We start from the raw sequence: 19726 nt of genomic DNA on the forward strand, positions 1-19726 counted from the left end.
ATTAATATCCTGCGTTTTGAATTAGAGCTGGATGTAAATCAATTTCAATTTGTGGAATTGGCAGAAATCCTCTTTTACTCTTGTCAAAAGTGATTACAAAATCATTTGGATCACCAATATCTCCTGTCATATTTGCGCCATTATCATTGACATATGAAGCACTATTATGACTTGGAGCTGTAAGTTCATAGCTAGACACTGTCAACTCTTGTGCTGTTTCCTCCAAACCACGTCTAAGCAAGTCAAAATAACGATGTCCTTCCAATGCTAACTCCACTCTTCTTTCTTGTTGTATCTCGGCTAAAGTCACACTTGACAATGGCTCTAAACCTGCTCTTTCGCGAATCTGATTGACATAGCTCGTTGCCTTTGCATTGTCAGTATTGACATTAAGCTCAGCCGCAATCAAGATGATATCAGCCAATCTGATATAATGGTAGTTTTGCGCCCAATTCAACTCGAACTCATACGGATTTCGATTCCATGTATGTGTTGAATATTTGTTGGAGTGCATCCCTGTATAATTATAATTCACACCATAGGTATCTCCGTCTGCATCGATAAGGTCTTTGGCATAAACAATTGTCGCTGACTTTCTTTTATCCCCCTTCTCAAATGAAGCTTCCAAGTCTCTTGAGATTGGGAAAAATCCCCATCCAGGAGCAAACAAGTCACTGTCATGATCTCTTGGTCCAGACATCATACACATCATGTTTCCAAATGAATAATCTCCCCAGTGACCAGAACCTGTGTTGTTAAAAGGTATTTCAAAAATCACTTCTTTGGAATAATCTCCGTTTGCATTGAAAAGGTTTTCGTACTCTTCTTCAAGCGAATACATACCTGCATTTATGATTTCTTCAGCCATGTCCATCACCTGTTGCTTTGTGATTGGTTTACCGTCTTTATGTGGTAACTCGTCTACGCCATACACACCAGTATAGAACATGTACATTTTGATCAATTCTGCCATTGCAGCATATTTTGTCAATCTACCTGAGTTATCAGCATCTTTTGTGATCAAACTCTCTGACATTAATGGAATTGCATCTATGATATCTTTGACAGCAAAAGCATACACTTCTTCAGGACTTGATTGCGTGTACTGTTGCCACTCATCACCACGAAGTAACTTGTCTACGATCACTACATTTTCAAAAAGACGAAGAAGCTCAAAATAGAAATGTGCTCGTAAAAATGTCGCCTCTCCTTTGTATTCGTTTTTGATATCTTCTTCAGTGGTTTTGAAGAAAATATCGTCGTAGTTTGCTAAAAGAGTATTCACTCTCTGTATTCCCTCGTAGCATTTATTCCATGTTTGCTCTGATGCAGGTGAGTTTGTAGCTCCTTTAAAACGCATCAAGTCTTGTAACCAACTCATATCGTTTCCTGAAGGGTCTCCCCCCACATAAGCATCGTCACTCATAGAAGCCTCAAGAATTGGAATACTATTCGGGATTGTATTTTTATAATCTGATCTCAATTTTTCATAAATCCCGATCAATGCTTGATAAGCCTCAGTTGAACTTTCAAAATAGGTATCTGCCTCTTTTGAGTTGGTCGGTTCAAGTTCTAGAAAATCAGAACATGCACTAGATGCTAACAATAGTGCTGCTAAGGCTATTTTGATAATTTTTTTCATCTTTCCCAATCTTAAAATGTGACATTAACTCCAACTAGGTAAGTTCTTGCTTGTGGATATGAACCTAGATCAAAACCACTCCATGCCCCACCGTGAGCTACTTCTGGGTCCATGCCAGAGTACTCTGTAAAAGTCAAGAGATTACTACCAGAAATATAGACTCTTAGCTTTTCCATACCTGCCTTTGAGCTGATCGTTTTTGGTACTGTGTAACCAATCTGTACATTTTTCAACCTCAAATAAGAAGCATCTTCGATATGTACCATATCATTGAGATTTGAGAAGTTGTTGTTCTCATCTTTGTAAGTAAAGCGAGGGAATGAATTGGTTGTCCCTTCTCCTGTCCAACGCTCAAGATACCTTACTGGGAAGTTTTGTGCTTGCCATAAATCTTGACGTACAGTTGCATTGATCAATTTCCCTCCTGCTTGTCCCTGCCAGAACATTGAGAAATCGAAACCTTTGTAATCCATTCTGACATTTAAGCCGTACATCCATGAGTGTACTGGAGAACCGATGTTTGTACGGTCATCATTATCAATTTTACCATCGCCATTTTGATCTACATAACGAATATCTCCTGGTTCTGCATTTGGTTGAATTAACTGTCCTTCTGCACCTACATGAGCTTCTATTTCGGCCAAATTTTGGAAAATACCATTGGTTTCAAAACCATAGAAGTATGGGAGAGAATAACCTTCTTCCATCATCAATTGACCTTGATGTTGAAAAAGTGTAGGACCATAAATTCTACCATCAAGGTTTTCAACATTCATTACTTTGTTGTCATTGTAAGATGCATTTGCAGTGATGTCGAAATGGAATTCTCCTTCCCTTTTCGAATATGTCAATGACATCTCAATACCTTGGTTACGCACTGTTCCCAAATTATAAAGCGGTCCGTTGACTCCTGTAATTCCTGGTACAGGCTTTTGCCCTAGCAATCCTTCACGGTTACGTGAATAGAAATCTATATTTGTTGTCAATTTATCTTGCCAGAAACCCGCATCAATACCCAAGTTAAATTCTACGGCAGACTCCCATTTCAAATCTGGATTGGCCATTCTTGTGATGGCATAACCCGAATTCATCGTTTCACCAACTCCTATTGGGTAAGTTGGTGTACCACTGAATAGCTCCAAATAACCAAAATCTCCAATATTTTCATTACCTACTTTACCCCATGAAGCTCTCACTTTCAAGAAGTTCATTACTTCTGAAGATTTCAAAAGTTCTTCATTTGAGATTACCCATCCCATTTGTACCGAAGGGAAGAATCCAAATCGATTATTTTCTCCAAATCTACTTGAACCATCATAACGAGCAGTTGCTGAGAAAAGGTATTTTTCTTTATAATCATAACCTATTTTCCCGAAGAAAGAGGCTAGCCTATGTTTCCAATAATTGCCATATCCACTTCTCGCATCTGAGTCACCTGAGGCATTGTCTACCCAAGCATATTTCCAACCTGTAAACTGCAAATCAGCACCATTCGCTCCAACACCTGTACCATGCCCATCTCTGAATGTTGAACCTGCTAAAAAATTGATTTTATGATTATTGATTTCCAAATCATAAGTCAATACATTTTCCCATTGGTAAACAGCATAAGTATTACTTCCTTGTGCAACACTTGAAGACAAATCTTTTGTTACGGTATTGTAATAAGCTGCAGGGCCGTAATAACGGTTATATCCATTTCCGATATCAACTCCTATATCTGTTTTAAAACGAAGGCCTTTCAATGGCTTAATTTCTAGGTAAGCATTTGCCAAAAACTTGTTTGAGAATCTTTCATTGAAGGTGTTATGAATTGCCGCCATTGGGTTTACAATTTCTTGTAAGCCTTGCTGAGAAATTCCATAGAAACGTCCATTATTATTTGCAGGCAATACATCATAAGAGTTATACTCTTCGATCTTTGCAGGGTCATCTTCCCAAACTGGTGTTAGAGGGTCGTGCAACAAGGCATTTGTAAGAGTACCATTGAATTGATTTTGTTCATTTACACCTGCCGCTTCTTCTCTTGAGAAAGTTGCATTCACTCCTACTTTCACATAGTCAGAAACTTTATTTGATGAATTTAATCTTAGCGTATAACGGTCGAAGCTAGACTTTTCGGGAGCTACAATTCCTTGTTGTCCAAAGTAACCTATACTCGCCAAGAATTGAGATTTCTCAGAACCACCTGACATCTGTACACTGTGATTTTGTATAGGAGCTGTTTTGAATAACTCATTTTGCCAATTCGTATCGACTAAATTGTTATTCATTCTTTCCTCTGAAAATTTACGTGCTCTGCCAGCATTAATCGCTCCTTCATTATGAATCATCATGTACTCTTGAGCATTCATAAGTGGGACTTCTCTCCAAGCTTCTTGCGTTCCTACATAGCCATCATAAGTCACTATGGTACGTCCTTCTTTACCTTTTTTGGTCGAAACCAATACCACACCATTGGCACCTCTTGAACCATAAATAGCTGATGATGCAGCATCTTTCAAAACCTCAATCGACTCAATATCATTGGGGTTCAGAAAGTTAATATCACTCATTTGTATTCCATCAACTACATATAGCGGTGAGTTATTTCCATTTGTTCCCGTACCTCTCACTCGGATATCAATACCAGCTCCAGGTTGCCCCGAAACAGGCGCTACTAATACACCAGGGGTCTTTCCTTGTAATGCTTGACTGGCATTACCAATTGGACTTTGAATGATGTCTTCGGCTTTTACTGTTGCTACAGCCCCTGTAACAACACTTTTCTTTTGTACTTGGTAACCAATCACCACAATCTCTTCAAGATGTTCTACATCCTCTTCCATTGTGATTTCAAAATATGTTTGAGTACCTAAATCAATTGTTTGTGAATGGTAACCTATGTATGAAAAAATCAGTTGTTCAGTTCCTGCTTCTATGTGCAATGAGAATTTACCGTCAAAATCAGTAATTGTCCCATTATTTGAGCCTTCGACTCGAATATTCACACCGGGTAAAGCTAAAGTATTAGCATCTTTTACTACCCCTGTAATCATTTTATCTTGCGCTACCCCTAAATATGAACACAGAAGTAAGGTTCCAAAAAATAGAATTCTTTGGAAAACTTGGCGTTGAAAAATTTGGATCATCTTCTTAAAAATTACCTGTTTTTAGCATTCTACTTTGATGTAGATTATTTCACAGTCCACTTTGTACGAATCACTTTACTTATTCCTCATTTTAGTTTAACCCTTTCCCACACTACTAAGAAACTTCCAGAAAATGAGATTATTTATTAGAAAGTAATATGTTCGAATCTAAAAATTCTACACCTCAATCAATAGATTTCATTGAGCAAACACAATCTTTTGAAACTAAAATAGAGGTGTAGAAAATATATAATTTAAGTGGCTTTAATCATGCCTAAAAGGCGAACGAACTACTTCTTGTAGAAGAAAATGGCATCTAGATCAAGTGTAGTACCAGTGTTACCACCACCCAATATTGCGAAGATATTAGCATCTGTAAATGTAGCATTGAAGTACAATCCTAATCTGTTAAGATCTTTGATAGCGATATCAACTTCATGCCACTCACCATCTTTTTCATAGTCAGTATATGAAGAATAAGTCACACCTGCATCAGTATAATCTCCACCAATTGCTACTTTAGCCTCAGCTTGTCCATCAGTCAAAATCAATAACATTGGACCTGAAGTTGATGTTGCTTTTACTGATAAGTGTAAGTAATAATCATCTGGATTATCAAACATACGAGTCATATCGATATCACCAAAAGCAGTTCCTACATGGAAACCAGCACCTGACCATCCTACACTTCCTACAACTAGACTAATCCAACCTTCAGAAAGACCATAAGCATTTGTTCCTGTAGATGTACCAGGACCAAATGTATTATCCCAAACATAAAGGTTCTTGCTTTGCTCCATGTTGTCTGGACGTAAATCTTGAATTACGCGGTCTGAAATAGAGCCGAATGAAGTTTCATCAAGTTGAATTACATAGTAATCACTACCATTTAAGCTTGCCATATCTCCTCCTCCAGTAGATGCAGCTGTTACAGTTACTGTACAAGTTGCTTGATTTGCTCCAATAGAAGCTACAATAGTCGCTTCTCCTTCTTTTTCTGCTGTTACCTCTCCATTTGAAACTGTTACAATTGCAGGATCTGATGAAGCCCATTGTATATCTTCTAAACTTCCTTCAGGATCTAATGTTGCTGTCAATGTACCTGTCTCACCAACTTCCAAACTTAAGCTAGATTGATCTAATGTAATTGTAGTCTCAGGTCCTGGCGCCTCTCCTCCATTATCATCACTTTCACAGCTATATAATAAGGCTGACATACTCATCAGTCCCCAAACTAGTTTTTTAATAAATTTCATATTCGTTGTAAGTTTTATAGAATAAAAAACGATTGTTGAACTCAAAACAGATAAAGAATGATATTTAGCTTCATATAGCGGCGCCACTACATTGCATATTCATTCTTTCTTGCCTCTCTGCTTGCGACTCGAACAAACATATGTACAACTTACGTTTAATAAAAAATCAGCATGTCGTAAATAGCTCTACAAGCGTAAAAAACACACTCAACATCCATACAACAACAACACTTAATTCACTCTATATCTTACAATTACAGCTACAAAAAATTAAAAATTTCGAATAAACTGACTGAGGTCTTCTTGAGGGTCTAAGTCCATTTTTTTTCTAATTCGGTATCTACTAGTATCCAAACTTCTTGGCGAAATATGCATAAGATTTGCAATTTCGTACTTATCCAAATTGATGCGAATGAAAGATAGAATACGAATATCATTTGATGTAAGAATTGGGTATTCTTCAGATATTCTAGAAATAAAATCTTGATGAATTTCAGAAAAGAGCTTGTGGAAAAGAAACTCCTTCTTCTCATTTTTCACTTCACTTTCTATGAGGTTAATCCAACGTTGAGCCTCTTTGTTTCGCATCTTCTCTAAGGCTTCTTTAATTTGATTTAGAATACTGTTTTTATGACCAATGATTTCAACATATTGTAATAATTGATCATTTTTCATTTCCAATGTCTTTTTCGTTTGTTGTTTCTGAAAGTAATCTTTCTGTACAGCAAGCTTTCTCTTATTTAGGTAATGCGTAATGTAATAAAAAGCAAAAAGTAAGGTAAACACAGATACAATAACTACTATTACACCCACCCATGTTTGATACCATAACAAATCGATACTAATCGCAATTTGCTCTTCTTGAACTTCACCTCCATTTGAACGACTCTGCAACTGAAACTCATAATCTCCTCCAGGAATATGAGAATAAATGATTTTATCTGCAGATTTGCCCCATTCAGACCAATCTTGTTCTAAAGGAAATAATCTCCATCTATATTCAATAGCATCATATTTTGAGCTATTCACAATACCACGAATCAAAAAATCTTTAGGTCCAGATGGTAAGCTCACTCCTTTCGTATTAAAAGGATAAAAAACTTTCTGAGGTTGATCACCTAATACTGTGATTGAACTAATTACAGGGTCTGTTGCTGTTCTAAACTCTGACCTAAAATTGTAATCTAATATGACTAAGCCTCTATCTGTGGCTATTCGAAGGGTATTTTCTTCTAAGGAAAGAAACTCATAACCATTAAGCAATCCATCACTGAGCGAACCTAATAAACTACTGTAAGAGTGCACATTACCATCTGGTAATCTAACTAACAATCCAATTTCTTGCTCACTGATATATGACAAAGCATTCCCATCGAGACTGATATCCAAGAACTTAAAGTTAGTCCCATTTACCTGTTCAATTAATCTATTTTCAGATACAAAGAAATGCTCTTTCTGATATTGTAGTATATTTTTCCCATCACTAAAATATAAGCCCTTTTTAGTAGGGAATACGCGTTTAAGATTATCAAATCGAGTTTTTTCAACGCTGTTATCTTGTTTCAATAATAGTTTATGAACTACTTTATCTCTAGCTTCTGTCCAGATGCAATCGTTTTTATGGTCATAAGTAAGTTTAGGTAATTCCTGAATGTGTAGATTCTCTAGAGGGTAGAATCTATTATCTTCACGCTTCATTAAAAGTACTCCCTCATAAGTTGACACGACATAGTAAGGGCTATTTCCAAATTTAGAGACATCAATAAATCCAATGATATTTTGAGGGTAAGTCATTGCTCCATTTTTAAGCGTCATCAAACCTCGATTATGACTAATAAAGAGTTCATCATTGATTACCTTCAGTCCCCAAACTTGTCCTCCAGTACTCCCAAACAAACTAAAGCCACCTTCTCTATTAGATTCATATAATCCTTTATTGGTAGCCAAATAGGTTTTCCCCTCAAAATCAACAGCATCATATACTCCAGCACCTTTAAAGACATCTTGGAGCGCACTTTGATGTTCCATTTCTGCTAAACCATAATCAAGTCCCATCCAAATATCTCCCTGTTTATCTACTTTTACTGCTAAAACGGTATTATCGATTAAGCCCGTAGATGCATTTGCACTTTTAATCAGGTTTCCCTTCGTATCGATAACGGCTATACCATTTGTGATTGTACCTATACAAAGCAATTCTTCTCCATAAGAACAAGCTGTGAAAAAAGCTTTTCCTTTCAACTCTTCAGGTAAAGGTAAAGTCATTAACTTTTCTCGATCATACTGAATGATCTCTCCATGCAACAAGAATAAGATTAGTTTATCATTATGAACAAGAAGTTTTCGCACTTCCTTTCCTTCTATTTCAGGAAAAAAAGATACACGTTTAAATTTATCATCTTCTAAATACCCTATTTCTCCATTATTGAACATCAACCATACTTGCTCATCCCAAATAGTGAATGACCAAATACGTTTAGAAGGATTTATTTCTATGATTTCTTTAGTTGATCGATGGATTTTATAAAACTTTGCTTCAGTCTGAAAATAGACATAGTCTCCTAGTTGTTCAATATTCCAAACCATCCAACCTTCTAAATCCTTAAGAAAATGGTAGGTAAGAGAATCAGAAGATTTATCGAAATAACCTATTTGTTTTCCTCCTGTCCATATCACATCATCATCGGATAAAACAGCACTAATAAAACCTTTATCTGGTAATTGAGATAAATTCCATTCTCCTAAAATATTGCACAGTAATCCTTTACTGTTTCCAATATAAACCACCCCATCGTCATCAATATCAATATCCCAATTCTGATTACCTGCTTGATAAACCTGCTTATCATAGGATTTCACTATAGGTATTACGCTATTAGCTTTAGTGACTAAGATCGTAATTAGTAAAAAAGGTATAATTCTTAAACTAAGTGAAAAATTCATCTTATGTCCTGTGTTTCTTGGTTCCCGTATTCCACCCCTAAAAAAATCTTTAAGCTTTGACTCCAAAGATTAAATAACATCTCATGTTTGTACATGAAATAAAGTGCTAATCTCACAAAGATAGTAGTGTGTTTTTTACACAACAAATAAGATTCCACTTTCAAAATACTAACATTCTCATTTGAAAAATAAACTATCAAAGTTTTTCCCAAATGATCAAAAAAATGAAAATGTCTTTCTTCTAAATCTTAAAGAGATAATAAATGTTCGAAATACTTTGGAAAAATAGTACGCTTATTTCTCAGAAAAAATGATTTTCAATACTCCGAATTACAGACTTCAGACCAAACCATCATATATAATTGTTGATTTGAAGGTCAAACTCAAAGAATGTAACTGAATCTAAAAGATTGTTTTCAGAATGTTACAAGGTCATAGATTGAATCTTCATAAAAAATATTCATTCAGAATTGAAAAAGCCCCAGATTAGAAGGGGCTTTTCATTTAAAATATCAAGTTAAAGAAGAATCCTGAAAGAATCATTCCTAGACCTAAGGTGCTAAAGAATGCTATAATCAGTTGTTTTTTCATAACCTTCTTCAATAACAAAGCTTCTGGTAAGGATAACCCGATGGCTCCCATCATAAACGCGATAGCAGTACCCAAAGGAACACCCTTTGCCACCAAAGATTCTAAAATTGGAAGTACTCCTACAGCATCTATGTACAATGGAATGGACATCAAAACTGCCAAAGGCACTGCTAATGGATTTGATTTTGATATGTATTCCTCAAAAAACGATTCGGGCACATAACCATGAATGAATGAGCCAATTCCGATTCCAATAAATATATAAGGAATCAACTTTCTCAAAGTCTGAATAGCTTCGTTATGAATTTCGGGTAATCTTTTCAATAGAGTTCGTTCATCTTTCTCGTAGGAAATATGAGCTTCTGCTAAATTCTGTACCCAATCAGCTAAGTATTTAGCCATTCCTATTTTCTCTAAGAATATCCCGCCTAACACACCTAAAAGTATTCCTGTAAAAACATAAATCAAGGTTACCTTCCAACCAAAGCTCACCCAAAATATAGCTATTGCTATTTCATTGATTAGAGGAGAAGTGATCAGAAATGAAAGAGCTATGCCCAATGGTATTCTGGCTTGCATCATTCCTACAAAAAGAGGAATTGAAGAACAAGAACAGAAAGGTGTTACAGCTCCAAGCATAGAAGCCATCAGATTACCCAAACCAGAAGCTTTGTGTCTTTCCAAATAGCTTCTGATTTTTTCCATTGGCAAGTAACTGCTCACAATCCCCATTAAATAAGTGACAAGCACAACTAATAGACTGATTTCTGCAAAAGCAATGATAAAATAATGGAGAGCTGAGCTAAATAGCTCCCCATTTTGTAAACCGAACAGATCATAAACCAAGAAGTCGGCTACAAGAGTCAAGAGATGTACAAGTGTTTCCATTTTGTTGTTCAGTTTGTAGTTTATAAAATAGCAGCAAGTTGGTCATCACTACTCAATTTTTTGTAATCGTAAAGTTTGCCATTGACTACAATAGAAGGGAAACTCATTGCACCATAAGCCATTGTTTCTTGAATGTCTGAAAGCTCTTGGATATTCACCTCAATGCCCTTTGCTTTCGCTACGGCTTCGATCTGTGATCTGATAGGTGAATTTTTTGAACAACAAGAAGAATGCAATATTTTGATTTCAGTACTCATAATGATTTTCTGTTTTAATTAAACTTCACTAGGGAGTCTGAAACGGAGGGAGAAAAGTCACATCTTTTCGTGAAAAAAATCGAAAAAATAAAAAAACAGCCTTTACAGAGCTGTTTTAGAGGATTTTCTTATTCAAATCTTTCTGGATATTTTGAAGATCATCACACTGATCTTTGATTGTACAACTTACAAAACTTCCGTTCTGGTCATATTCAATCTCACAACAGTCTACAAACAATTGATACAGTTGTGTTCTAGCTCTTTGGATTCTCATTTTAGTTGCCGACAAACCCAAACCTAGCTGCTCTGCAATCTCCTTCTGAGGTTTTTGTTCAATATCACTCATCATCAAGATTTGGGCATTCTTCTCGGGTAAAAGTTGAATCATCGGGATGATGTAATCTTCGGTCAATAACTTTGGTATTTCTGCTGCTCCATCCTGTTTTTCCCATTCATCACCAAAGCTTATTTCTAACTTATTCTTCTGATAAAAATCATAGAGCGTATTTCTGCTGACTTGAAATAACCAAGCTTTCAAATTCCCGATTTCCTTCTCTCCTTGACAAGATTCAATCAGTTTAATCATGACTTCTTGAACCACATCTTCAGCCAGATTTTCATCGCCTGTTTTCTTAATTAAATAGGCTTTCAAAAAAGTATAAAACTCTTTAACGATACTGTTTATATCACAATACTTTCCCTCTTTCATCTTCTTGTCTTTTACTACGACTAAGGAGCTTATTTATTTTCAATAAGCCGTCCTTTATAAACAACCCCGTAAACCTTTATATCCTTCAATTTTTCTGGAGCAGTTTTAAAAGGATTTTCTTTTAGAATGGTGAAAGAAGCTTGTTTACCCACTGAAATTGTACCTAACTCATTTTCCATTTCAAAAGTGCGAGCGGCATCGGTGGTCACTCCTTTCAATGCTTCAAATACGGAAATTCTTTGTTCTGGGTTCATAACTTTTCCACTAGCAACTATTCTATTAGCGGCTACCCAAGCTAAAGTCAAAGGTTCCGCTGGAGCCATCGAGAAATCAGAATGTAATGACAATGGAATATTTCTACTAACCAACTCTTGCATCGCCACCATATTTTGTGCTCTTTCTGGCCCTAAACCTACTTCAGAATATTTATCTGCCAATGCCCATAAGTAATAAGGATTTGCAGAAGCTTCCACCCCTAAATTTGCCGCTCTTTCGGCTTGCTCTGCGGAGAAAAGTCCGATATGATGGAAAGTTGTTCGATGATTCTCTCTAGGATTTCGCTCCATTGCTGCCTCCGTAAACTGTAAATACTTTTCAAAGGCTAAATCGCCTGTAATATGAATATGTATTTTATAATCTTGATCCCACCAATAATCGAATAATTCTTTTCCTTCTTTGGGAGGTATAATCCATTCAGCATGACAATGCGGACAACCAAAGAAACCGTCTTGAAGCTGTAAGGCTAGAGAGTAAATGGCTCCATCAGCAAACGTTTTGTATTGATTAGGTAAAAACTTGATATGCTTCGTATTGTATTGCGGAAGTGATTCGATTCTTTTTTTATATTCTTCATTTGATTTCCCCATTACAAATTGCTCTGGAAAACCAGCAATCAGATACATTCCATAAGCATTCGCTGAATCTGTTTCTGCCTTTAGCAGTTCGTATTCTGTTTCAAATTTTGAATTCGGGAAACTCGGCTCTGACATTGCAATAAGTCCATTTTTGAGCATCATTTTCGTCAAACGCTTCATTCCTCGTTTATAGACTTTTTCATCGCCAAAAAAAGGTTGGAGTGCTCCTCCTTTAATTTCTTGATAAGCTCTTTCCCAAAAATGAAGATTCTCCCAATCTACCTGTTCTTTCTCTTTTAGGATACCCTTTTTAATCCCATATTTTTTTGCACATGCAGAATTTAAATAGATTTCATGCGTAGATCGTTGCCAAATAATGACAGGAATATTTCCTGTTGCAAGGTCAATATCTTTCAATGTTAAATCTCCGTGCCACGATTTATGATACCCCCAAACCAAAACAGTTTCACCTGTTTCTTCCTTAGCCTCAACAATTTTTTTTAAGGCAGCTAGATAATTTTCCTTTCCGACCACTGCAGGAAAAGTACGGTGTGGCATTCTCCATTCATGAGGTGCAATAATCTCGCTGGCTAAAATCAGTGCTCCAATAGAAACAGGATGCGCATGTGGTTCTATAAATCCGGGAAACATGGTCATGCCCTTCAGATCAACTTCAATACTATTGGGGTACATTTTTAGTCCTTCCTCCTTGTTACCGACAAAAACGATTGAATCATCTTCTACGACAACTGCCGAAACATACTCGGGCATATCTCCTTCCATTGTAACTATTTCACCTCCATAAAAAATAGTTGCAGGTACTTGTTCTTTATCATTTGAAGAACATGCACTCAAAACTAAAGCACATAACACCAAAATGATCTGATAAGCTAAAGAGTATTTTATTGCTTTCATAAATATTTGAATGAAGGGATTTTTATACCTAATGAATATAAAAACTCCCTTCCTACAATGCAGAAAGGGAGCTCCAATTCAATTATTTATCAATATATACTACTTATTTTATTATAATTCTTTCGCTTCTAATAAAGCTTCAATTTTCTCCCAGTTCACAACTTTGAAGTTCTGAGCTTGGATTGAATCATTTTCAAAATTGAATCCGTCTTGAACAATCAAAGCCCCTTTTGGAAATTTCTCTCCCAAAGAAACATTGATCGTCTCAATTCCATCCGTTTCTTCTACGCCATCTACAACTCCATCTACAATAGCGAAGCTTGTGATATACTCATGTTCTCCTTCCAAGCTAAATACTGCATAAGAGAAATTTCCTTGACTTGAAGCAAGTAAATAACCTGTAGTATCCGAAGTTTTGTATAAAGAAATACCTTCAATGTCTGCTGTTAAATACTCATTGTTAGCAATTGTAGTACTCTCAATCAATTCCAAATCAGGTGAAACTTGAGGATTTGCACTCACCTTCCAAATTCCTTGCGCTTCTTCCCCCACATACAGGATTCCATTTACATCGTCTGCTACCATACCTTCTGGTTGTGAAGGTACTTTCATACTACGAACCATGATTGCGTCAACTTTCGTAGAATCAGTAGCTTTTAACTCCCATTGTTGGATGACACCATTTTTCCCATTGATAAAAGCATAGGCTTTGCCTTCATTACTTTTGTACAAACAGAATCCGTACGCCTTTTGGATGGAAGGTGTTACTTTTAAAGGACGAGCAGCAATATCAATCAATTTACCATCCTCAATCTTCATTAAAGTAATGGTATTATCAGTACGATTACTTGCCGCTACGATATCCAATGTATCATTCCCTAGTACAACCCCTTGTCTGATATCTACATTATTTACTTTACCTACAGGATAGAACCCTAACTCTTCTCCTTCTAAGTTATACACATAAAGTCCTCTCTTCTTATGCGTACCTATGATTAAGCTTTTAGAGGCGTCTTCTGGATTTACCCAAACTGCAGGGTCATCCGCTGCATCTTCATCAATCGTAGAAACCTCTACTGCCTTAGTTTCAAAGTCTGCTGTGATACGGTTCTTGATTTTTTCTTGAAGCGCATAAGCTTCTTTCATTCCTTCATCACTTTCTCTAGGATCCTTGTATTTACGTCCTTTTAATGATGATGTCGTTTCCTCTTTTGATTTTACTTCGTTTGAAGTTGGTTTAGGAGTACAAGCCCAAACAGCCGTTATTAATAATAGTATTGATAGTATCGTTAAATTCTTCATTGTTATTGTGATTTCTAGCTCTAAATGGAGAAATCCCGACATTTCTGCCGGGATAAAAAGGATAGCAAAAAGCTATTTGTTACATATCGAATTTCAAACCGAAACTAACACGAGGTGCGTAAAACTCAGTTTGCATTGTGTAGCTACTCGTACCTTGATAATATCTCAATGGCTGATTCAACAAGTTGTTAGCTTCTACATAGAAACGGAAGTTATCCGTGATCATGTAGCTCGCATTTGCATCTAGATAAGTTACTTTATCGTAGTATCTATCTTCAGCAGCCTCTCCACCAAACTCATCGATGAAGTCGCTTGAGTAATTAAATGATACGCCAAGAGAGAATTTCTTAGACTGATACATCAATGAAGCGTTGAATGCATTTTCAGCAGTCCCTTGAAGAGGAAGTACTTCGTCTTCTCTGTCTTCCAAATTGAAGTTATCAGTTTCTGATTGCGTGTAAGTATAGTTTAAGTAAACATTCAGATTATTCAATGGAGCTGGTAAGAAGTTCAATCTTCTTTGAACACCAAATTCTAATCCATAAACCAATGCATCTCCAGCATTGATTGGTTGAGACTGATCATAACCCGCATATGTTCCAGATTCTAATTCAGTCACTTGATTGATAATGTAGTTTGAAATGCCTTTGTAGAATGCTCCTGCAGTGACAATACCTACATTTGAGAAGTAGTAATCATAAAGAAGATCAAAGTTCATAGCTGTAGTAGCCTCTAGATTAGGGTTACCAATTTCAATTTCTTCATCCTCTTGTACAATCAGTTGATAAGGAACCAAATCAAAATAGTTAGGACGAGCCAAAGTGTTTGTCCAAGCTACTCTCACATTTGAATTGCTGCTCAACTCATACTTCAAATGAATTGCAGGTAGGAAGTTTGTGTAATCTGAAGATGCTCTTTCAGTTGCAGTCAAAGTTCCTTGGTCATCATCATAAACCAATCCTTCATACTCTACTGCTGTTTTCTCCATACGAAGACCCACAATTGCTGATAATTTATCACCAAGTTTTTGATCTAACATCAAGTAACCTGCCGTTACTGTTTCTTGTGCATCAAAGTTTCCTGCAATCTCGTCGTTTACAGACTCTTTCTCATATTGAGTAAGATCAAGATTTCCTAAATACTCTTCTGATACAAAAGACCCGATTTGGTAATCGCCTACCAAGTAGTTGCTCTTAGACTTGTTGTCAAATACAACATTGTCCAATCCATCTACATCGTATTCAAAGAACTCATTGTTTCTTGACTTTGATTGCATTTTCAAAGCACCACCAAACTTCAGTTTATTTGCATAAAGTCCTTCTGAAATTGGTAATGTGAAGTTCAAACGCGCCGTCACATTTTCTTCTTCAGTGTATTGATTCTCTTCAGTTACCTCATCCAATTCATATTTATAACCCGAATTGAAGTCAAAGAAATTATTTGGCATTGGTGTTTCATTTCCACCAGTAAATTTCACCATATCTTCTGTTGAACCTTCATAAGTAATATATCTTTCTTGTGGTCTTTCTTCAGATGCCTTACTGTAAGAAGTGCTCCAATCAGCCACCAATTTACCAAACTGATGATCTCCTGATAGTGCTAAACTATAAACTCTTTGGTCTTCCAAACGACGGAATTTGTCATTTGCTCCACCTTTCGTTTCTCTTGCTATTTTATCTACAACATAAGAGTCTGTCTCAAAATCATAATCGTCAAGTTCTAGTTTAGTTCTGAAACGGTTTTCCCAATCATTACGATGGTTGTACATTCCTTTCAAATAAATTGTATGATTTTCATTCAGTTTATAGTCTAAGCTAGCAGAATATGACTGACGAAGACGCTGTAGGTAATATTGTCTGATTTGTTGTTCTTTCAATCCAATTTTCTTCACACCAGAATCACTCTCATATTCTGTCCATTCAGCTTCCATGTTGTCAGATCCTAAATGATGATTGAAAACTGATGCACTTACAATTACACCTAGTTTATCATTCAAGTAACGATCTCCTAATACAAACGAGCCGTTTACCATAGGTTTTTCAGCAATTAAGTTATAACCCGAACCTGCTGTTGCCGAGATTCTAGTGTCGTAAGGAGCTGCTCTTGTTACCAAGTTTACAGCACCACCAATCGCATCAGCATCCATATCAGGAGTAACTGCTTTACTTACCTCAATAGTCTGAATCATGTCTGAAGGGATAAGGTCAAGCTGTACACTTCTGTTTTCAGCTTCAGCAGAAGGAATACGCTCGCCGTTGATCGTAACGGAGTTCAATTGAGGAGCTGTACCACGAATGTTTGCAAAACGTGCTTCACCCTGGTCGTACTGAACATAAATACCGCTCACACGCTTCAAAGCATCTCCAATGTTAGAATCTGGGAAACGACCTACTTGGTCAGCAGATATTACATTTACAATGTTCATTGCATTTTTCTGCTGGTTAAGTGCTCTAGCTTGGCTACCACTTTGTCCGTAAACAATTACCTCATCCAAAGCTTTAGCTGCTTCAAATTGGAAATCGATTACCGTAGTCTCACCGCTTTTGACAGTGACAGTTTTTGTCAGTTTTTCATACCCTAAGTACGAGATAATTAGTTCTTGGTCACCCGCATCGATGTTTACCAAACGGAATTCACCGTTTACATCAGTTGCAGTTCCTTTTCCTTGGCTATCAACATATACCAAAGCACCTGGCAAAGGCAAGTTGTTTTCATCAATTACACGGCCACGAAGTGATCCTTGACCAAATGCATTGAGTGCAAAAAGTGATGCAAAAATTGTTAGTATTATTTGCAGCGATTTCATAATTGAAAAAAGATATTTGTTTTGTTTGCCGCAAATATGTGATATACAATTACTTCTTGATAAAAATCTATTTTAACAGTAAATGATAATATCTTAAACGATGCACTGTGTTATATTTATTCACCAGCGTACTATTCACAGAATGTAAATATTGAATTTACCTTAGAAAAACTTTCATCGATAAACGCTCCATGATCTCCATAAGCGCACCTACTTCGACTATACTCTATAAATACTTCTAAATGTAATATTGAAATCTTACAGTAACAGTATACACATCACCTTTACAATTCATTAAAAAAGTTTTTCACTGAAAAGGAAAAAAGTCATTCGTTTGTCTCACAAAATCTGAATTTCTTACTTTTACACTGCAACTGACTAAAATTCAAATGAACTCAAAGGAAATCTATTCTTTACTTGAAAAAAAACATCTACAATTCAATCAAGCAGACTTTATTGCAGATGATCCTATTAGTATCCCACATCGTTATAGTAAAAAACAGGATATTGAAATTATGGGTTTTTGGGCTTCTATGCTAGCTTGGGGACAACGAAAAACAATTATAAATAAGTGTCTTCAACTGACCGAAATGATGGATGATGCACCTTATGACTTCATCATCAATCATCAAGAAAATGACCTAAAGCCCTTTCTCAATTTCAAGCACAGAACCTTTAATGATCTTGATACACTTTATTTCCTTTCATTCTTCAAACACCATTATCAGTATCACGATAGCTTAGAAGAAGCATTTACAAAAGGGATGAAAGAAGGTTATGACGATGTTGAAAATGCTCTTATTCACTTTCATGAATACTTCTTTTCTTTAGAAGATGCTCCACAGCGCACGAGAAAGCATATTGCTAGTCCTGCTAGAAAATCAGCTTGTAAAAGACTCAATATGTTTTTGAGATGGATGGTCAGAAAAGATAATCAGGGAGTTGATTTCGGGATATGGAACAGCATTCATACATCTCAATTAATTTGTCCTTTAGATGTTCATGTGGAACGAGTTGCTCGAAAATTGGGATTATTGGAAAGAAAGCAATCCGATTGGAAGGCAGCACAAGAGTTAACGACTCGATTAAAAATCTACGACAGCAATGATCCTGTAAAATATGACTTCTCACTTTTCGGTCTTGGCATAGAAAATTATAATTTTACATCATGAAAGAACAATTGAACCTTAGTGGTGAATGGGCTTATCAAGAAGATTATGGTTCAGGTGTTTCCAAAGGAACATTAAAACTCACGCATCAAGGTGATGTAATTAATGGCACCTTTTATTTGGAGGAAAACACTGAAGGAGAAACGCCATTTAAGTTAGAAGAAGAGGTAAGAGGTAAAATAGAGGATAATAAACTTTACTTGAATGGTATCTCTTATACAATCACTGACAATCCTAGTGAAGAAGAATTTGACTACTTTCTTGATAACTGGGAGGGGCAAATCATGAGCAATGACTTGATTGTAGGAGAAGCAGAAGATGAACAAGGTGTTTTAGGTATATTTTCACTTAGAAGAATCTAACAATCTTATATATAGCATAAAATGGTAATTGAAAATCTACGAGCAAACTGTAAACTGAACAATGGTGTACGTATGCCTTATATGGGATTGGGCGTATACCTGAGTGAAGAAGGTGAGGAAGTCATCAATGCAGTAAAATGGGCATTGAAAGCAGGATATAGAAGTATAGACACTGCTGCAATATATAAAAATGAAGAAGGCGTTGGGAAAGCAATCCAAGAGTCTGAAGTTCCTCGTGAAGAAATCTTCTTAACGACTAAAATCTGGAATGCAGATCAAGGCTATCAGAGTACGATAGATGCATTTAACAAAAGCCTTAAAAAGTTAAATACAGATTATGTAGACCTTTTGCTTATCCATTGGCCTGTTAAAGGTAAATATGTAGATACTTGGAAAGCTTTAGAGAAAATTTATCATGATGGGAAAGCAAGAGCAATTGGGGTAAGTAACTTCCTTCAGCACCAACTAGAAGATATTTTGAAGGTGGCTGACATCACTCCAATGGTCAATCAAATTGAATTTCACCCAGAACTTCAACAACCTGCTCTTTTAGAATTCTGCAAAGCAAATAAAATTCAGGTTGAAGCATGGGCTCCTATGATGCAAGGCAAAATATTTGAAGTTCCAGAAATTAAAGCTTTAGCTGAAAAATATGGAAAATCACCTGCACATATTGTTTTAAGATGGGATGTTCAGATGGGAGTTGTCACTATTCCTAAATCGGTGAAAGAGCATAGAATTATTGAAAATGCTAATATTTTCGATTTTGAGCTTTCAGATGAAGATATGCTCATCATCAAAGGATTAGATAAAAATAAAAGAATAGGCCCTGATCCTGATAACTTCGATTTCTAGGAGCTAGAACATACTATAAATAAACATTGCCAATACTCTCTACATT

General features: G+C 36.2%; 13 protein-coding genes. 3 read left to right on the plus strand and 10 right to left on the minus strand.

Annotated elements, in window-relative coordinates; translation table 11 throughout:
- Position 1: 1 nt before the first annotated feature.
- The 10 genes from BC781_RS09630 to BC781_RS09675 all read right to left on the minus strand — a co-directional run bounded on the left by BC781_RS09630 (position 2) and on the right by BC781_RS09675 (position 17294).
- Positions 2-1642, minus strand: a complete 1641-nt coding sequence (locus BC781_RS09630; RefSeq protein WP_146201664.1) for a RagB/SusD family nutrient uptake outer membrane protein — start codon at positions 1640-1642, stop codon at positions 2-4.
- Between the two features lie 11 nt (positions 1643-1653).
- On the minus strand, positions 1654-4773 hold the full coding sequence (locus BC781_RS09635; protein ID WP_109617031.1) for a SusC/RagA family TonB-linked outer membrane protein: 3120 nt from the start codon (positions 4771-4773) through the stop codon (positions 1654-1656).
- 290 nt (positions 4774-5063) lie between these two features.
- Complete coding sequence (locus BC781_RS09640; RefSeq protein WP_109617032.1) at positions 5064-6029, minus strand: Ig-like domain-containing protein; 966 nt, start codon at positions 6027-6029, stop codon at positions 5064-5066.
- A gap of 270 nt (positions 6030-6299) precedes the next feature.
- Positions 6300-8972 carry a triple tyrosine motif-containing protein gene (locus tag BC781_RS09645; protein WP_109617033.1) on the minus strand — a complete coding sequence of 891 codons (2673 nt, stop codon included), beginning with the start codon at positions 8970-8972 and terminating at the stop codon, positions 6300-6302.
- Between the two features lie 504 nt (positions 8973-9476).
- Positions 9477-10451, minus strand: coding sequence for a permease (locus tag BC781_RS09650; RefSeq protein WP_109617034.1), 975 nt, complete (start codon positions 10449-10451; stop codon positions 9477-9479).
- A gap of 20 nt (positions 10452-10471) precedes the next feature.
- Positions 10472-10708 carry a thioredoxin family protein gene (locus tag BC781_RS09655; RefSeq protein ID WP_109617035.1) on the minus strand — a complete coding sequence of 79 codons (237 nt, stop codon included), beginning with the start codon at positions 10706-10708 and terminating at the stop codon, positions 10472-10474.
- Positions 10709-10823: 115 nt separating this feature from the next.
- Positions 10824-11417 carry a sigma-70 family RNA polymerase sigma factor gene (locus BC781_RS09660; RefSeq protein ID WP_109617036.1) on the minus strand — a complete coding sequence of 198 codons (594 nt, stop codon included), beginning with the start codon at positions 11415-11417 and terminating at the stop codon, positions 10824-10826.
- Positions 11418-11446: 29 nt separating this feature from the next.
- Complete coding sequence (locus tag BC781_RS09665; RefSeq protein WP_109617037.1) at positions 11447-13186, minus strand: amidohydrolase; 1740 nt, start codon at positions 13184-13186, stop codon at positions 11447-11449.
- Between the two features lie 111 nt (positions 13187-13297).
- On the minus strand, positions 13298-14488 hold the full coding sequence (locus tag BC781_RS09670) for a phytase (protein WP_158281435.1): 1191 nt from the start codon (positions 14486-14488) through the stop codon (positions 13298-13300).
- A gap of 79 nt (positions 14489-14567) precedes the next feature.
- The gene (locus BC781_RS09675) at positions 14568-17294 is read right to left on the minus strand and encodes a TonB-dependent receptor (protein WP_109617039.1); all 2727 of its coding nucleotides are present in this window, start codon (positions 17292-17294) and stop codon (positions 14568-14570) included.
- Positions 17295-17683: 389 nt separating this feature from the next.
- Between BC781_RS09675 and BC781_RS09680 the strand changes: the two genes are divergently transcribed.
- From BC781_RS09680 to BC781_RS09690, 3 genes are read left to right on the plus strand one after another with little or no spacing between them, the layout of a single operon-like run.
- Positions 17684-18466: a TIGR02757 family protein gene (locus BC781_RS09680; protein ID WP_109617040.1), complete on the plus strand. Its 783-nt coding sequence runs from the start codon at positions 17684-17686 to the stop codon at positions 18464-18466.
- Positions 18463-18825, plus strand: a complete 363-nt coding sequence (locus tag BC781_RS09685) for a hypothetical protein (RefSeq protein WP_109617041.1) — start codon at positions 18463-18465, stop codon at positions 18823-18825. Before BC781_RS09680 ends, BC781_RS09685 begins: the two co-directional genes overlap by 4 nt.
- A gap of 21 nt (positions 18826-18846) precedes the next feature.
- Positions 18847-19680 carry an aldo/keto reductase gene (locus BC781_RS09690; RefSeq protein WP_109617042.1) on the plus strand — a complete coding sequence of 278 codons (834 nt, stop codon included), beginning with the start codon at positions 18847-18849 and terminating at the stop codon, positions 19678-19680.
- The last annotated feature ends 46 nt before the right edge of the window (positions 19681-19726 follow it).

It is taken from the genome of Sediminitomix flava, from assembly GCF_003149185.1.
GTDB classification, from domain to species: Bacteria; Bacteroidota; Bacteroidia; order Cytophagales; family Flammeovirgaceae; genus Sediminitomix; species Sediminitomix flava.

Excerpts from the sequence above, each read along its gene's own strand:
- BC781_RS09645 (WP_109617033.1), bottom strand. The coding sequence starts at position 8,972 with ATGAATTTTTCACTTAGTTTAAGAATTATACCTTTTTTACTAATTACG.
- BC781_RS09690 (WP_109617042.1), top strand. The coding sequence starts at position 18,847 with ATGGTAATTGAAAATCTACGAGCAAACTGTAAACTGAACAATGGTGTA.
- BC781_RS09630 (WP_146201664.1), bottom strand. The coding sequence starts at position 1,642 with ATGAAAAAAATTATCAAAATAGCCTTAGCAGCACTATTGTTAGCATCT.
- BC781_RS09640 (WP_109617032.1), bottom strand. The coding sequence starts at position 6,029 with ATGAAATTTATTAAAAAACTAGTTTGGGGACTGATGAGTATGTCAGCC.
- BC781_RS09680 (WP_109617040.1), top strand. The coding sequence starts at position 17,684 with ATGAACTCAAAGGAAATCTATTCTTTACTTGAAAAAAAACATCTACAA.
- BC781_RS09685 (WP_109617041.1), top strand. The coding sequence starts at position 18,463 with ATGAAAGAACAATTGAACCTTAGTGGTGAATGGGCTTATCAAGAAGAT.
- BC781_RS09670 (WP_158281435.1), bottom strand. The coding sequence starts at position 14,488 with ATGAAGAATTTAACGATACTATCAATACTATTATTAATAACGGCTGTT.
- BC781_RS09650 (WP_109617034.1), bottom strand. The coding sequence starts at position 10,451 with ATGGAAACACTTGTACATCTCTTGACTCTTGTAGCCGACTTCTTGGTT.
- BC781_RS09635 (WP_109617031.1), bottom strand. The coding sequence starts at position 4,773 with ATGATCCAAATTTTTCAACGCCAAGTTTTCCAAAGAATTCTATTTTTT.
- BC781_RS09675 (WP_109617039.1), bottom strand. The coding sequence starts at position 17,294 with ATGAAATCGCTGCAAATAATACTAACAATTTTTGCATCACTTTTTGCA.
- BC781_RS09665 (WP_109617037.1), bottom strand. The coding sequence starts at position 13,186 with ATGAAAGCAATAAAATACTCTTTAGCTTATCAGATCATTTTGGTGTTA.
- BC781_RS09655 (WP_109617035.1), bottom strand. The coding sequence starts at position 10,708 with ATGAGTACTGAAATCAAAATATTGCATTCTTCTTGTTGTTCAAAAAAT.
- BC781_RS09660 (WP_109617036.1), bottom strand. The coding sequence starts at position 11,417 with ATGAAAGAGGGAAAGTATTGTGATATAAACAGTATCGTTAAAGAGTTT.